Annotated in this window: 14 protein-coding genes; 11 read left to right on the forward strand and 3 right to left on the reverse strand. The window is 62.0% G+C overall.

The window, feature by feature from the left end; all coding sequences use genetic code 11:
* The first annotated feature begins 143 nt into the window (after positions 1–143).
* The 4 genes from AC1D1M_RS14415 (at position 144) to AC1D1M_RS14430 (ending at position 3,410) form a co-directional block, all read left to right on the forward strand.
* Positions 144–1,595, forward strand: coding sequence for an NAD-dependent succinate-semialdehyde dehydrogenase (locus AC1D1M_RS14415; protein WP_477776141.1), 1,452 nt, complete (start codon positions 144–146; stop codon positions 1,593–1,595).
* A gap of 19 nt (positions 1,596–1,614) precedes the next feature.
* A complete protein-coding gene (locus AC1D1M_RS14420; RefSeq protein ID WP_477776142.1) occupies positions 1,615–2,004 on the forward strand; it encodes a carboxymuconolactone decarboxylase family protein in 390 nt (129 codons plus the stop codon).
* An 88-nt stretch (positions 2,005–2,092) separates the two neighbouring features.
* Complete coding sequence (locus AC1D1M_RS14425) at positions 2,093–2,845, forward strand: GntR family transcriptional regulator (protein WP_046042558.1); 753 nt, start codon at positions 2,093–2,095, stop codon at positions 2,843–2,845.
* Position 2,846: 1 nt separating this feature from the next.
* On the forward strand, positions 2,847–3,410 hold the full coding sequence (locus tag AC1D1M_RS14430; protein ID WP_477776143.1) for an NUDIX hydrolase: 564 nt from the start codon (positions 2,847–2,849) through the stop codon (positions 3,408–3,410).
* Between the two features lie 872 nt (positions 3,411–4,282).
* Here AC1D1M_RS14430 and AC1D1M_RS14435 read toward each other — a convergent pair.
* The gene (locus AC1D1M_RS14435; protein WP_477776144.1) at positions 4,283–4,579 is read right to left on the reverse strand and encodes a DUF1330 domain-containing protein; all 297 of its coding nucleotides are present in this window, start codon (positions 4,577–4,579) and stop codon (positions 4,283–4,285) included.
* Positions 4,580–4,649: 70 nt separating this feature from the next.
* Here AC1D1M_RS14435 and ribBA point away from each other — a divergent pair, with 70 nt between their 5' ends.
* The 6 genes from ribBA to AC1D1M_RS14465 all read left to right on the forward strand — a co-directional run bounded on the left by ribBA (position 4,650) and on the right by AC1D1M_RS14465 (position 12,022).
* A complete protein-coding gene (gene ribBA, locus AC1D1M_RS14440; RefSeq protein ID WP_477776145.1) occupies positions 4,650–5,759 on the forward strand; it encodes a bifunctional 3,4-dihydroxy-2-butanone-4-phosphate synthase/GTP cyclohydrolase II in 1,110 nt (369 codons plus the stop codon).
* Between the two features lie 329 nt (positions 5,760–6,088).
* Positions 6,089–7,114: an ABC transporter substrate-binding protein gene (locus AC1D1M_RS14445; protein WP_477776146.1), complete on the forward strand. Its 1,026-nt coding sequence runs from the start codon at positions 6,089–6,091 to the stop codon at positions 7,112–7,114.
* Positions 7,111–8,055, forward strand: a complete 945-nt coding sequence (locus AC1D1M_RS14450) for an ABC transporter permease (protein WP_056723593.1) — start codon at positions 7,111–7,113, stop codon at positions 8,053–8,055. The genes AC1D1M_RS14445 and AC1D1M_RS14450 overlap by 4 nt, the downstream gene beginning before the upstream one ends.
* A gap of 6 nt (positions 8,056–8,061) precedes the next feature.
* A complete protein-coding gene (locus tag AC1D1M_RS14455) occupies positions 8,062–8,871 on the forward strand; it encodes an ABC transporter permease (RefSeq protein ID WP_007976227.1) in 810 nt (269 codons plus the stop codon).
* 16 nt (positions 8,872–8,887) lie between these two features.
* Positions 8,888–10,042, forward strand: a complete 1,155-nt coding sequence (locus tag AC1D1M_RS14460; protein ID WP_477776147.1) for an ABC transporter ATP-binding protein — start codon at positions 8,888–8,890, stop codon at positions 10,040–10,042.
* Between the two features lie 264 nt (positions 10,043–10,306).
* Positions 10,307–12,022, forward strand: a complete 1,716-nt coding sequence (locus AC1D1M_RS14465; protein WP_477776148.1) for an amidase — start codon at positions 10,307–10,309, stop codon at positions 12,020–12,022.
* 43 nt (positions 12,023–12,065) lie between these two features.
* Here the strand turns inward: AC1D1M_RS14465 and AC1D1M_RS14470 are convergent, their stop codons facing one another.
* Positions 12,066–13,064: a bile acid:sodium symporter family protein gene (locus AC1D1M_RS14470; RefSeq protein WP_477776149.1), complete on the reverse strand. Its 999-nt coding sequence runs from the start codon at positions 13,062–13,064 to the stop codon at positions 12,066–12,068.
* A gap of 85 nt (positions 13,065–13,149) precedes the next feature.
* Here AC1D1M_RS14470 and AC1D1M_RS14475 point away from each other — a divergent pair, with 85 nt between their 5' ends.
* Positions 13,150–13,938, forward strand: a complete 789-nt coding sequence (locus AC1D1M_RS14475; RefSeq protein WP_477776150.1) for an AraC family transcriptional regulator — start codon at positions 13,150–13,152, stop codon at positions 13,936–13,938.
* Positions 13,939–14,150: 212 nt separating this feature from the next.
* On the opposite strand, the gene AC1D1M_RS14480 is transcribed toward AC1D1M_RS14475, so the two are convergent.
* The gene (locus AC1D1M_RS14480) at positions 14,151–15,476 is read right to left on the reverse strand and encodes an OprD family porin (RefSeq protein WP_477776151.1); all 1,326 of its coding nucleotides are present in this window, start codon (positions 15,474–15,476) and stop codon (positions 14,151–14,153) included.
* Between the last annotated feature and the right edge of the window lie 129 nt (positions 15,477–15,605).

The raw sequence follows: 15,605 nt of genomic DNA on the forward strand, positions 1-15,605 counted from the left end.
AATCCCTTGTGGGAGCGAGCTTGCTCGCGATGACGGACTGACATTCAACATGTATGTCGACTGATACACCGCTATCGCGAGCAAGCTCGCTCCCACAGGTACTGCACCAGACAGATAAGTCTTCATTCTTTCCAGGAGCCGGCATGAGCCCAGCAGCCTCGTTACTGTTCCGCCAGCAGGCCTACATCAACGGCCAATGGCTGGACGCGCCGGATGGCGCCTGTCAGGACATCTTCAACCCGGCCACCGGCGAGTTGATCGGCCAGGTGCCGAACCTCGGCGCCGAGCACGCGCGCATGGCCATCGATGCCGCCAACAAGGCCTGGCCGGCCTGGCGCGCACTGACCGCCAAGGAGCGCAGCGATACGCTCAAGCGCTGGCATGCGCTGATGCTGGAAAACGCCGACGCCCTGGCACAAATCCTCACCCTCGAACAAGGCAAGCCACTGGCCGAAGCCAAAGGCGAAATCCTCTACGCCGCGAGCTTCATCGAGTGGTTCGCCGAAGAGGCCAAGCGCATTTACGGCGACACGATTCCCAGCCACAAGGGCGATGCGCGCATCGTGGTCAGCAAGGAGCCGATTGGCGTCGTCGCGGCCATCACCCCGTGGAACTTCCCGGCGGCGATGATCACCCGCAAGGCCGGCCCGGCGCTGGCAGCCGGTTGCCCATGCATCGTCAAACCGGCCCCGGAAACACCGTTCTCGGCACTGGCCATGGCGGCGCTGGCAGAACAGGCTGGCATTCCCGCCGGGATTTTCAACGTGATCACCGGCGATGCCATCGCCATCGGCGCCGAGCTGACAGCCAGCCCGCAGGTGCGCAAACTGTCATTCACCGGCTCCACCGCCATCGGCAAACTGCTGATGGCCCAGTGCGCGCCAACGTTGAAAAAAGTCTCGCTGGAACTGGGCGGCAACGCGCCGTTCATTGTCTTCGACGATGCCGATCTGGAGCGCGCCGTTGACGGTGCGCTGATCGCCAAATTCCGCAATGCCGGGCAGACCTGCGTCTGCGTCAACCGCTTCCTGGTGCAGGACGGCATCCACGACGCCTTTGTCGCGCGCCTGGCCGAGCGGATTTCGCAACTCAAGGTCGGCAGCGGTTTCGATGATGGCGTCACCCAAGGGCCGCTGATCAACGAGCGTGCCGTGGCCAAGGTCGAAGACCACGTGCAAGACGCCCTGGCAAACGGCGCACAATTGCTGTGCGGCGGCGAACGTCATGCATTGGGCAACGGCTTCTTCCAGCCGACCGTGCTCACAGGCGTCACCACGCAGATGAAGGTCGCCCGGGATGAAACCTTTGGTCCACTGGCCGCCGTGTTCCGCTTCGACACCGAAGCCCAGGCCGTCGAGATGGCCAACGACACCGAGTTCGGCCTCGCCGCCTACTGCTACACCCGTGACCTGGGCCGTGCCTGGCGCATGAGCGAGGCACTGGAATACGGCATGGTCGGGATCAACGAAGGGCTGATTTCCACCGAAGTCGCGCCGTTTGGCGGCATCAAGTCCTCGGGGCTGGGCCGTGAAGGGTCGAAGTACGGCATCGAGGATTACCTGGAACTCAAATACACCTTGATGGGCGGCCTCTGAGCCCACGGGAGCTACGCAAATGACCAACGAAAAGTATGAAAAAGGCCTGAAGATCCGCACCCAAGTGCTGGGTGAGGCCTACGTCAATCGTTCCATCGAGAACGCCGACGACTTCACCCGGCCATTGCAGGAAATGGTCACCGAGTATTGTTGGGGTCATGTCTGGGGTCGTGAGGGCTTGTCGCTCAAGGAGCGCAGCATGATCAACCTGGCGATGATCTCGGCCCTCAACCGGCCGCACGAACTCAAGCTGCATGTGCGCGGCGCCTTGCGTAACGGCCTGAGTCGTGAGCAAATACGCGAAATACTGCTTCAGGTCGGCATTTATTGCGGTGTCCCCGCTGCCGTAGACAGTTTCCGGCTCGCCCGTGAAGCCTTCGCCGAAGCCGATGCCGAGGCCTCCAGTTAACCCTTGGCTGTTTGATCCGACCGAGCACCCAGATTCCCGTAATCGAAGTGCTCTTTTTGCATGGACAGCCACAATCAGAGCGGACCCCATGAAACGCCTGCCACTCGACGACAGCTTCAAGGTCAATCGCAACCCCGTTACCCTGCGCGAAATCGTGCTGGATAAACTGCGAAGCGCCATCATGAACTTCCAGCTCCTGCCGGGAGACCGTCTGGTCGAACGCGATCTGTGCGATCGCCTGGGCGTCAGCCGTACTTCCGTGCGCGAAGCCTTGCGTCACCTGGAATCCGAAGGCCTGGTGGAATTCGCCGATGCCAAGGGCCCGCGTGTCGCGATCATTACCCTGGCCGATGCCGTGGACATCTACGAGCTGCGCTGCGTGCTCGAAGGGCTGATCGTTCAACTGTTCACCCTGCGCGCCAAGGCCAAGGACATCAAGGCCCTGGAAAAAGCCCTGGAAGAAAACCGCAAGGCGCTGAAAGACGGCGAGCTGCAACAGGTTATCGACTCGGTTCAGGGTTTCTACGATGTGCTGCTCGAAGGCTCGGGCAACCATGTCGCGGCCACTCAGCTGCGCCAGTTGCAGGCACGCATCAGCTACCTGCGGGCGACCTCGGTGTCCCAGGAAAACCGTCGCGGCGCCAGTAACCAGGAAATGGAACGCATGGTCGAAGCGATCAAGGGCGGTGACCCGCTGGCCGCCCACCAGGCGTGCGTCGACCACGTGCGTGCAGCCGCTGCCGTGGCCCTGGATTACCTCAAGCGCAAGCAGGAAGAAACCGGCGACATCCCGGCGATCACCCAGCCCATCGCGCTGAAAGAACCGCGCATAGGTCGCTGAAATGTTCAGCCCGAGCTTTTGCCCCAAGTGCGGTAGCGCTGATCTCGGTCAGCAGGTGCCGCCGGGCGATACGCACGAGCGCCTGATGTGCCGCGGCTGCGGCTACATCCATTACGTCAATCCGAAGATCATTGCCGGCTGCATCATCGAGCAGGACGGCAAATATTTGCTGTGCCAACGCGCGATTCCGCCGCGTCCGGGCACTTGGACCCTGCCGGCGGGCTTCATGGAAAGCGGCGAGACCACCGAGCAGGCGGCCTTGCGCGAGGTCTGGGAAGAAAGCGGCGTGCACGCGGAAATCGTCTCGCCCTACTCGATTTTCAGCGTGCCCAAGATCAGCGAGGTGTACATCATCTTTCGCGCCATCGCGCTGGAGATTACCGGACAGTACGGCCCGGAAACCCTCGACTACCAATTCTTCGCGCCTGAGGATATTCCCTGGGACAGCATCTACTACCCGGCGATCCGGCAGATCCTTGAGCGCTATATCGAGGAGCGCCAGGCTGGGGTGTATGGCATTTATATGGGCAATGATGACAGCGGGAAGATTCACTTTATTCGCTAGCTGTTTTGGAGAATCCCCTTGTTCGGCTGTTTTCTGGTCGGTGTACATATCCATTCCTGCGGTAACGGCCACTTAGGGTTCCGCTCTTACAGCGGATCACTTTGAAAAGCGCAAAGTAACCAAACGCTCTTGCCCCTGACATTCGGTGCCTCGCTGTGGCTCGGCACCCCCTCGCTCCGGTCCTGCTCCGTGGGCCCGCCGCCATCGGCCATCCATGGCCGGCGGCGGCTAACCCGGCATCCATGCCGGGTTGCCCACTGCGCAGAACCTCCACTCGGCCTCACGAGGGGGCAAGAAGATCAAAAGCCAAAGCCAAAGCGAGGCGGCCTACCGGCCGACCTGTTCGCGGGTTTCGTTCGTCTGGGATGCACTTGGTCGGCTGTCAGGCCGTCATCGCGAGCAAGCTCGCTCCCACAATTTGATCTGTGGACATCAGCAAGAAATTGGTCGGCTGGCAGGCCGCCATCGCGAGCAAGCTCGCTCCCACAGAAAAGCAAAAGCACAGCAGCACACACCACCGCGTCGCTCTTCACCACTCATCAGGCCGAGCGTTAGCTCGCCTGCAGCTCTTGATCTTGATCCACCCGCCCCCTCGGCAGGCTGAGCGCAGGTGTTCATCCGGGGACTGGCGCGCAGCGCCGTTCGACGCAGTCGAACTCATTGCATGTAGGTCGAAGCGAAGCCGACCGGAGGGCAATGCCCCCGGATGAATGCCGGAGCGAAGGAACCCCGAGCCTTGGCGAGGGGCCGTACGTAAGGGGCGAGACCTTTTGGTTCCTTTTGGGGCGTTTGCCAAAAGGGACTCGCCGTAAGGGCGAAACCATAAGCCGCCGTTACCGCAGCAACGGATATGTACTCAACTCAGTCGCTTTTTAGAGCGGCGCCACACCCTCGACAATAATCACCTCAGCCAAAGCCACACCCTCACGGTGCCCCCTAGCCTCCTGATACAACGCCGACCGATAACAAGCCACCGCCTGCTCATAGGAATCAAACTCAATCACCACACTGCGTTGCGGCGTAGACCGCCCTTCCATCGCCTCGCTACGCCCACCCCGCGCCAGAATCCGACCGCCATACAGCTCAAACGCCTTCGGCGCCCGCTGAGTGTATTGGCTGTATTGATCGGGATCGGTGACATCCACATGAGCAATCCAGTACGCCTTCATAGTGACCTCTCAGTTTGTTTTGTATTATGGTATACCACATTACCAATCCAACAAACACTGAGACTCCAGCATGGCCTTCAACAGCATCGAAGAAATCATCGAAGATTACCGCCTCGGCAAAATGGTCCTGCTGGTCGACGATGAAGACCGGGAAAACGAAGGCGACCTGTTGCTGGCCGCCGATTGCTGCACACCCGAGGCGATCAGCTTCATGGCCCGTGAAGCCCGGGGCCTGATCTGCCTGACCCTGACCGACGAACACTGCAAACGCCTGGGCCTGGAGCAGATGGTGCCGAGCAACGGCAGCGTGTTCAGCACCGCGTTCACCGTGTCCATCGAGGCCGCCGTCGGTGTGACCACCGGTATCTCCGCTGCCGATCGTGCATGCACCGTGGCCGCTGCCGTCGCCGCCCAAGCCGGCCCCGCCGACATCGTGCAGCCCGGCCACATCTTCCCGTTGCGCGCCCGGGAAGGCGGCGTGCTGACCCGCGCCGGCCACACCGAAGCCGGCTGCGACCTGGCACGCCTGGCCGGCCATACGCCCGCCTCGGTGATCGTCGAAGTGATGAACGACGACGGCACCATGGCCCGCCGTCCGGACCTGGAAGTGTTCGCGCGCAAGCACGGGATCAAGATCGGCACCATCGCCGACCTGATTCACTATCGCCTCAGCACCGAGCACACCATCGTGCGCATCGGTGAGCGTGATCTGCCGACCGTGCACGGCACCTTTCGTCTGATCACCTTTGAGGATCGCATCGAAGGCGGTGTCCACATGGCCATGGTCATGGGCGATCTGCGCCGCGAGCAACCGACACTGGTGCGGGTGCATGTGATCGATCCATTGCGCGATCTGGTTGGTGCCGAGTACAGCGGGCCGAGCAACTGGACATTGTGGGCCGCCTTGCAGCGTGTCGCCGCCGAAGGCCACGGCGTGGTGGTGGTGCTGGCCAATCACGAATCCTCGCAGGCGTTGCTCGAGCGGGTGCCGCAATTGACCCAGCCGCCCCGGCAGTTCAGCCGTTCGCAGTCGCGGATTTACTCGGAGGTGGGCACCGGTGCGCAGATCCTGCAGAACCTGGGTGTCGGCAAACTGCGCCACCTCGGCCCGCCGCTGAAGTATGCGGGCTTGACCGGGTATGACCTGGAGGTGGTGGAGAGTATTCCATTCACCGACTGACCCTCGGTTTAGCGCAATTCCCTGTGGGAGCGAGCTTGCTCGCGATAGCGGTATGACAGTCATCACTTGTATCGACTAACACGCCCTCATCGCGAGCAAGCTCGCTCCCACAAGGGATTGCATTGCCTGACAGGCTCAGGCCAAACCCCAGAGCCAAAAAACCACTTTTGGCTGATAGCCGGTACGGCAAAGTGCTTGCACAAAGTTTGGAATACCATAATATGATATTCCATAGACCGGACAGTCAGAACTGACTCGACGGACCTGATGCTCCCGATAGGCGGGCACTCGAAAGCCCCGCTCATAAACACAACAATGAGGGCGTGAAAATGGTGTTGAACAAACGTGCGACCGCGGTTCTTTTTGCGGGACTGCTGAGCGTGACCAGCCAGGCATTGCTGGCGGCTGAAAGCGTCAACTTCGTCAGTTGGGGCGGCAGCACCCAGGATGCGCAGAAGCAGGCCTGGGCCGACCCGTTCAGCAAGGCCAGCGGCATCACCGTTGTGCAGGATGGCCCGACCGACTACGGCAAGCTCAAGGCCATGGTCGAAAGCGGCAACGTGCAGTGGGACGTGGTCGACGTCGAAGCCGACTTCGCCCTGCGCGCCGCCGCCGAAGGCTTGCTCGAACCCCTCGATTTCAAAGTCATTGAACGCGACAAGATCGACCCGCGTTTCGTCAGCGATCACGGCGTCGGCTCGTTCTTCTTCTCCTTCGTCCTCGGCTACAACGAAGGCAAGCTCGGCGCCAGCAAACCTCAGGACTGGTCCGCGCTGTTCGACACCAAGACCTACCCCGGCAAACGCGCCCTCTACAAATGGCCAAGCCCTGGCGTACTGGAACTGGCGCTGCTGGCCGACGGTGTAGCGGCGGACAAGCTCTACCCGCTGGACCTGGACCGCGCGTTCAAGAAACTCGACACCATCAAGAAAGACATCGTCTGGTGGGGCGGCGGCGCGCAGTCGCAGCAGCTGCTGGCCTCCGGTGAAGCGAGCATGGGCCAGTTCTGGAACGGCCGGATTCATGCCCTGCAAGAAGACGGCGCCCCAGTCGGCGTAAGCTGGAAACAGAACCTGGTCATGGCCGACATCCTGGTCATTCCCAAGGGTTCGAAAAACAAGGACGCGGCGATGAAGTTCCTGGCCAACGCCAGCAGCGCCAAAGGCCAGGCCGACTTCTCCAACCTGACCGCCTACGCCCCGGTCAACGTCGACAGCGTGCAGCGCCTGGACTCGACGCTGGCGCCAAACCTGCCGACCGCTTACGCAAAGGATCAGATCACTCTTGATTTCGCGTACTGGGCCAAGAACGGTCCGGCCATCGCGACACGGTGGAACGAATGGCTGGTCAAATGAAAATGACGGCAACCGCGTCTCGTCCATCCACTGCCACCGGGAGCGCCACTGGCGCTGCCGGTTCGGCCCCCGCCAAGGCAGCTGTGATGACGCAATCCCCTTCCCTGGCCCAGCGCTGGCGTGGCGCGAGCAACCTGGTGCCCGCCCTGCTGTTTCTCGGCCTGTTCTTTCTCGCGCCGTTGATTGGCCTGCTGCTGCGCGGCGTGCTGGAACCGGTGCCGGGCCTGGGCAATTACGAACAGCTGTTCGCCAACTCGGCCTATGCCCGGGTGTTGCTCAACACCTTCTCGGTGGCTGGCCTTGTGACCCTGTTCAGCCTGTTGCTGGGCTTCCCGCTGGCCTGGGCGATCACCCTGGTGCCCCGCGGCTGGGGCCGCTGGATCCTGAACATCGTGCTGCTGTCGATGTGGACCAGCCTGCTCGCCCGCACTTATTCGTGGCTGGTGCTGCTGCAAGCCTCCGGGGTGATCAACAAGGCGCTGATGGCCATGGGCATCATCGATCAACCGCTGGAGATGGTGCACAACCTCACCGGGGTGGTGATCGGCATGAGCTACATCATGATCCCGTTCATCGTGCTGCCGTTGCAAGCGACCATGCAGGCCATCGACCCGATGATCCTGCAGGCCGGTTCGATCTGCGGGGCCAGTCCGTGGACCAACTTCTTCCGGGTGTTCCTGCCGCTGTGCCGGCCGGGGCTGTTCTCCGGTGGCCTGATGGTGTTCGTGATGTCCCTTGGTTACTACGTGACCCCGGCGCTGCTGGGCGGTGCGCAGAACATGATGCTGCCCGAGTTCATCATTCAGCAGGTGCAGTCGTTCCTCAACTGGGGCCTGGCCAGCGCCGGCGCCGCGTTGCTGATCGTGATCACGCTGGTGTTGTTCTACTTCTACCTGAAGCTCCAGCCGGAATCCCCGGTTGGCGCCAGCAACGCGAGGTAAGCCGTCATGCTCCTGACCCCCAATGCCATGAGCCGCCGGATGCGCTTCGGCCTGTATGCCACCACCGGGCTGATCGGTCTGTTCCTGCTGCTACCGATCGTGTTCATCGTGCTGCTGTCGTTCGGATCGTCGCAATGGCTGGTGTTCCCGCCGCCGGGCTGGACGCTGAAATGGTACGGCCAGTTCTTCTCCAATGCCGACTGGATGAACGCGGCCATGGCCAGCCTCAAGGTCGCGGTGCTGACCACCTTCTTCGCCGTCGCTTTGGGCCTGCCCACCGCGTTCGCCCTGGTGCGTGGCCGCTTTCCCGGCCGGGAAATGCTCTACGGCCTGTTCACCCTGCCGATGATCGTGCCGCTGGTGATCATCGCCGTGGCGGTGTATGCGCTGTTCCTGAAACTGGGTTACACCGGGACCATGTTCGCCTTCGTGGTCAGCCACGTGATCGTCGCGTTGCCGTTCACCATCATCTCGATCATCAACTCGCTGAAGCTGTTCGATCAGTCGATTGAAGATGCGGCGGTGATCTGCGGCGCCTCGCGCTTGCAAGCGGTGTTCAAGGTGACCTTCCCGGCGATCCGTCCGGGCATGGTGGCCGGCGCCCTCTTCGCCTTCCTCGTCTCGTGGGATGAAGTGGTGCTCAGCGTGATGATGGCCAGCCCGACCCTGCAAACCCTTCCCGTGAAAATGTGGACCACCCTGCGCCAGGACCTGACGCCCGTGATCGCCGTCGCTTCGACGCTGCTGATCGGCCTCTCGGTATTGGTCATGGTGATCGCCGCCGCTCTGCGCCGGCGCAACGAAATCAGCGCTTGAGCGCCAGGAGTACGACATGAGTGCAGTGATCAAAGATTCCGCGCAGCAAAATGACAAACCCCTGGTCAGCCTGCGTAACCTGAACAAGCACTACGGCGACTTTGCCGCCGTGGACAACATCTCGCTGGACATCAAGGACGGTGAATTCCTCACCTTCCTCGGCTCCAGCGGCTCGGGCAAAAGCACCACGCTGTCGATGCTTGCCGGCTTCGAAACCCCGAGCAGCGGCGAGATCCTGGTCAACGGCCAGTCGCTGGTGAACGTGCCGCCGCACAAACGCGACATCGGCATGGTGTTCCAGCGCTACTCGCTGTTCCCGCACCTGTCGGTGCGCGACAACATCGCCTTCCCGCTGGCCATCCGCAAACTGGCCGCCGCCGAACGCGAGCGCCGGGTCGATGCGATGCTCAAGCTGGTGCAGCTTGAGCAATTCGCCCATCGCCGCCCTTCGCAACTGTCCGGCGGCCAGCAGCAACGGGTCGCCATTGCACGGGCGCTGGTATACGAACCACGCATCCTGCTGATGGACGAACCGCTGGGCGCGCTGGACAAAAAACTGCGCGAAGACTTGCAGGATGAACTGCGTCAGCTGCATCGGCGCCTGGGCATCACCATCGTCTACGTGACCCACGATCAGGAAGAAGCCATGCGCCTGTCCCAGCGCATCGCGATTTTCAGTCACGGCAAGATCGTCGGCCTCGGCAGTGGTTATGACCTGTACCAGAATCCGCCGAACGCCTTTGTCGCCTCGTTCCTCGGCAACTCGAACTTCCTCAAGCTCAAGGCCCAGGGTAATGCGGTGGCGACCTTCGAAGGGCAGCCGCTGTCGATCCGACTCACCGCCAGCCTGCAAACCGACCAGGACGTGCTGCTGATGGTGCGTCCGGAAAAAGCCCTGGCCCTGAGCAATGAACAAGCCATTGCCGAACCGCTGGCCGCCGGCTGGAACGAAGTCTCGGCCAAGGTCGTTGAAGTGTTGTTTCTCGGCGAAAGCCAGACCTGCAGCGTGGTCACCGCTGGCGGCACCTCGATGACGGTCAAGGCACTGTCCGCCGCTGGCATGCCGCTCAAGGCCGGTGACCCGGTGCGGGTGCGCTGGGCCACCGCCGATGCCTGCGTCTACACCGAATGGGCCGAAAGCGACCTGAACAAGGCCGCCGGCGCTCACTGATCCATTGGCCTGCGCGCGCGGGCCACTATAATGAGTCACCCTCGGGCCACCACAACGTCGGGTTGTGGTGGCCTTTTTTCTGTCGCCTGTAAGATAAATTGGACAACGGATTCCTAAAATCCCGGTTTAATGCTAAATAGTGCTCAGTATTTTTAACACCCGACCCTGTCGTGCCACACAGTGCAACGAGAATAACGATATGAAAGTCCATTTCGAGAAAAGTGAAGTGTTTGGGACCCTCCACCTGCAAGCGGCGGTGGCAGCATGATCGAAGTTACCGAAGTTTCCATTGCCGAGCTGCGCGCTGCGCTCGAATCCGGCCTGACCACCTCGGTTGAACTGGTCCAGGCCTATCTCGCGCGGATCGACGCCTATGACGGCCCCGAGACGCCCACCGCCCTGAACGCGGTCGTGGTGCGCAACCCCGAGGCCCTCGCCGAAGCGCAGGCGTCTGACGCCCGTCGCGCCAAGGGCCAGGCGCTGGGACCGCTGGACGGCATCCCTTACACCGCCAAGGACAGTTATCTGGTCAAGGGGCTGACTGCCGCTTCCGGCAGCCCGGCCTTCAAAGACCTGGTCGCCTATCGCGATGCGTTCACCATCGAACGCCTGCGCGCCGCCGGGGCGATCTGCCTGGGCAAGACCAACATGCCGCCGATGGCCAACGGCGGGATGCAGCGCGGCGTCTACGGCCGCGCCGAGAGCCCGTACAACGCTGACTACCTCACCGCCCCTTTCGCCTCCGGTTCGTCGAACGGCGCGGGTACTGCTACTGCCGCGAGTTTCGCGGCCTTTGGCCTGGCGGAAGAAACCTGGTCGAGCGGTCGCGGCCCGGCCTCGAACAATGGTTTGTGCGCCTACACCCCTTCACGCGGGGTGATCTCGGTGCGCGGCAACTGGCCGTTGACCCCGACCATGGACGTGGTCGTGCCGTTTGCCCGGACCATGGCCGACCTGCTCGAAGTGCTCGACGTGGTGGTCGCCGATGACCCGGACACCCGTGGCGATCTGTGGCGCCTGCAACCCTGGGTGCCGATCCCGAGCTCGTCCCTGGTGCGCCCCAAATCCTACGCGGCGCTGGCTGCCAACAGCGATGCGCTCAAAGGCAAGAAGTTCGGCATCCCGCGCATGTACATCAACGCCGACCCTGAAGCCGGCACCTCTGAAGCGCCGGGCATTGGTGGCCCGACCGGCCAACGCATCAACACCCGTCCTTCAGTGATCGGGCTCTGGGAACAGGCGCGCAAGGCCCTGGAAGACGCGGGTGCCGAAGTGCTCGAAGTGGATTTCCCGCTGGTCTCCAATTGCGAGGGCGATCGCCCGGGCGCGCCGACCGTGTTCAATCGCGGCATCGTCTCCAAGGAATTTTTACACCATGAACTGTGGGACCTGACCGCCTGGGCGTTCGATGATTTCCTGCAGGCCAACGGCGATCCGAAACTGAACCGTCTGGTCGATGTCGACGGTCCGCAGATCTTCCCTCACGACCCGGGCACCCTGCCCAATCGCGAGGGCGACTTGGCTGCGGGCATGGACGAATACGTGCGTATGGCTGAGCGCGGCATTACGCCGTGGGATCAGATCAGCACAGTGCCGGACGGCCTGCGCGGACTGGAAAAGACCCGCAAGATCGATCTGGAAGACTGGATGGATCGGCTGGGTCTCGACGCTGTGCTGTTCCCGACGGTCGCCGATGTGGGCCCGGCGAATGCCGATGTCGACCCGCAATCGGCGGACATCGCCTGGAGCAACGGCGTATGGGTCGCCAACGGCAACCTCGCTATCCGTCATCTTGGTGTGCCAACGGTCACTGTGCCGATGGGCGTGATGCCGGACATCGGCATGCCGGTCGGCCTGACGTTTGCCGGGCGCGCCTATGACGACTCGTCACTGCTGCACCTGGCGTCGGCGTTCGAGTCGACCGGAAACAAACGCATGATCCCGCCGCGCACCCCGCCATTGGCGGCTGACCAGCGGTAATCGATACCGGGACTGGAGCCTTTACCGCTCCAGTCCCGGATCATCAGGGATCAACCTGGGCCATCAGCTCTGGAATCGATTCCGGCCGATTGGCATAACGCTGCGCCAGCACCGCACAGACCATCAGTTGAATCTGGTGGAACAGCATCAACGGCAGGATCAGCACGCCAATGGTGCTACCGGCAAACAACACCTGGGCCATCGGTACGCCGGTTGCCAGGCTTTTCTTCGAGCCGCAGAAGAGAATGGTGATGCGGTCTTCCTGATTGAAGCCGAATGCCTTGCCCAGCACGGTTGAGGCCACCAGCACCAATGCCAGAAGCACACAGCACGCCACCACCAGCCCGGCCAGTTCCCACAGCGGAATCTGATGCCAGAGGCCTTCGATCACCGCCTCGCTGAACGCCCCGTAGACCACCAGCAAAATCGAACCCTGATCGACGAACTTCAGCCAGCTCTTGTTGCGCGCCACCCAGTTGCCGATCCAGCGCCGGGCGATCTGTCCGGCAATGAATGGCAGCAGCAACTGCACGCTGATCTTGAGGATGGCGTCGAGGGTCGAGGAGCCTTCGCCGTGGACATTCAGCAGCAGGGTCACCAAGAGCGGCGTGAGAAAAATCCCGAACAGGCTGGACGCCGCCGCACTGCAAATCGCCGCCGGGATGTTGCCCCGTGCCAGCGAGGTAAAGGCAATCGCCGACTGCACCGTGGCGGGCAGCGCGCACAGGTAAAGCATGCCCATGTACAGGTCATTGCCGATCAGCGGCGACAGCAGCGGCTTGAGCGCCAGGCCGAGCAACGGGAACAGCACGAAGGTCAGGCTGAACACCAGCAAATGCAGGCGCCAGTGCCCGGCGCCGGCAAGGATCGATTCGCGGGACAACTTGGCGCCATGCAGGAAAAACAACAGTGCGATGGCGATGTTGGTCAGCCAGCCAAAACCGACCGCAACCTCACCGCTGGCGGGCAGCAGGCTGGCGAGCGTCACCACGCCGATCAGGGTCAGGGTGAAGTTGTCGGGTAACAAACGGGGGCGAGTCATGGGGTTGATCATCCGGGGGTTGCCAGTACGTGAAAGCGACTCTAACGTGACTGGGAATTACCGACTAACGCCGATGAGCCAGCTGATGCCGCCTAAAGGACATGACAAGAGTGTTCGACGCAGTATTCCCGGGCTGTCCAGCCTGCCACGACCGCTCTACGGCCGTACCGAATCGCTGCCCAATCGCGCCCTGACCCGGCGCCACAGCCACCCGTGGGTGCAGCTTTCCTACGCGATTCAGGGCGTGCTCGAAATACAGACCGGCGTCGGGCGTTTCGTCGCCCCGCCGGAGCGTGCGGTGTGGATTCCGGCGGGCATGCCGCACCGGGTGTTCAGCTCGCCGCGCACGGAAATGCGCAGCCTGTACATCGATTGCAGCGTCTCGACCTGGGCGCCGCCGGGCTGTCATGTGTTGGGGGTCAGCGATCTGTTGCGCGAGTTGATCCGTGCCTTCAGCCAGATTCCGGTGGAATACGATCAGAACGGTCCGCACGGTCGGCTGGCCCAGGTGATTCTGGATCAATTGGCTGAAGCGCCACAGATCGATTTGATGCTGCCCCTGCCCCAGGACAGCCGACTGCGGCAGATCGCTCAAAGCCTGGAGTCGCACCCGGAGCAACAGACCACGCTCAGTCACTGGAGCGACAAGTTCGGCGTCACCGAGAAAACCCTCAGTCGCCTGTTCCTGCGCGACACCGGCCTGACCTTTCGCGCCTGGCGTCAGCGTTTGCGCCTGCTCGGCGCCCTGACGCCACTGGAACAGGGCGAGCGAGTGACCGACGTCGCGTTGTCCTGTGGCTACGACTCGACGTCGGCTTTTATCGCTGCCTTCCGCCAGCAATTCGGCGAAACACCGGGGGAGTTTTTTCGTTAAGCCCTACACCGTACATCTCTGTTGCCTGTCAGTCCGCCATCGCGAGCAAGCTCGCTCCCACAGTGGATTTTCGTCGTACGCGGACTTTGTGTTCGACATCAATCCTTTGTGGGAGCGAGCTTGCTCGCGATGGCGGTGGGTCAGTCGACACCTGCATTGACTGACACTCTGCATTCGCGAGCAGGCTCGCTCCCACAGGGGTTGTGGCGTGATTACAACAACGACAACGTGTAATTGATGATCAGTCGATTCTGATCCACATTGCGCCCGGCATCGGTATTGGACTTGGCGTTACGCAGTGTGAAACCCACCCCCTTGAACGTGCCCGATTGCAGCACGTAGTCCAGGGTCATGTCGCGCTCCCACTCGGACTGGTCGCTGGCGTTTTGCACCTTGATGTCCGTGCCCTTCAAATACACGATCGAGGCTTTCAGGCCCGGCACGCCCAAGGGCGCGAAGTCGTAGGTGTATTGGCCAAAGTTCGTCTGCTCGCCGGCCCGGGCAAAGTTCTGGATCATCTTGTCGGTGGGCAGGTAGACGCTGCCGCCGCCCGCTCCTTTGTCCACCAGGCTGCCCTGGTTGGGCTGGACGAAGTTGCTGCCATCGCCCACACGCTGATGGCCCACCGTCACCGCGTGGCCTCCATGGGTGTAGGTGACCATCGCAGACCAGGTGCTGTTGTCGATTTCACCGTCGTTGTCGTCGGTATAACCCGATACCCGATAACCTTGCGCACGGCCGGAGGCGGTGCTGTTGGCACCGCTCGAGGTGGTGCGGAAGTAGCGCAGGTCAGTGATCAGTGAGCTGGCGCTGTCGATGGACAAAATATGCGTCAGACCGAGAAAGTTCTGGTTGTAGAAGTCCTCCAGTTGCGCGAAGTAATACTGGGTCTTGAGCGTTTTGGTGAGGTTGTAGTCAGCGCCGGCGTAGTAGAACTTGTTGCTGTCCTGCGTGCCGCCGGCGACCGACAAGCCGGTGCGGTCCGTCGAGGCGCGTCCTACCGCGTGTTCAAGCACACCGCTGGTCAATGTCAGGCCATCAATGTCGTTCGAGGTGATCTGCGCGCCGGTAAACGATTGCGGCAACACGCGAGCATCGTTCGCCAGAAGGATCGGCAACTTTGGCAGCAAGGTGCCGTAGCGAAATTCGGTCCTGGCAAGGCGCATCTTCGCCGTAGGACCGAAGCTGCTCCAGGCGTCGGCAGCGCCGTCGCCGTCAGTCGGGATCATGCCGCTACCGACGTGGCGCCCCGCTCCGCTGTCCAGTGTGATGCCGAGCAATGCCTGAGCATCGAGCCCGAACCCCAAGGTGCCCTGGGTAAACCCCGACTCATAGCGCAGCACAAAACCCTGGGCCGTCTCTTCGGTTTTCGAAGGGGCAGCGCTGCCATCGCGATTGTCGCTGTTGAAATACAAGGTGCGCATCGAGAGGCTGGCTTTGCTGTCTTCGAGAAAACCATGGGCGGCGGAATCGGCGGCCTGCGCACACAGCGAACCGGTGGCCAACAGAACTGCGGTGGGAATGGCGCGTTTGAACATACGGTGCTCCTGGGTGTTTCTTATCGTTATTTGAGGGCTTCAGCGCCAGACAGGGCCCGATTGCCGCCCACGCAACAGCACTCAACACGAGCGCGAAAACAGGTGCGCCCGATGAGTGACTTGCGCATC

It is taken from the genome of Pseudomonas sp. P1_F7 (genome assembly GCF_056405655.1).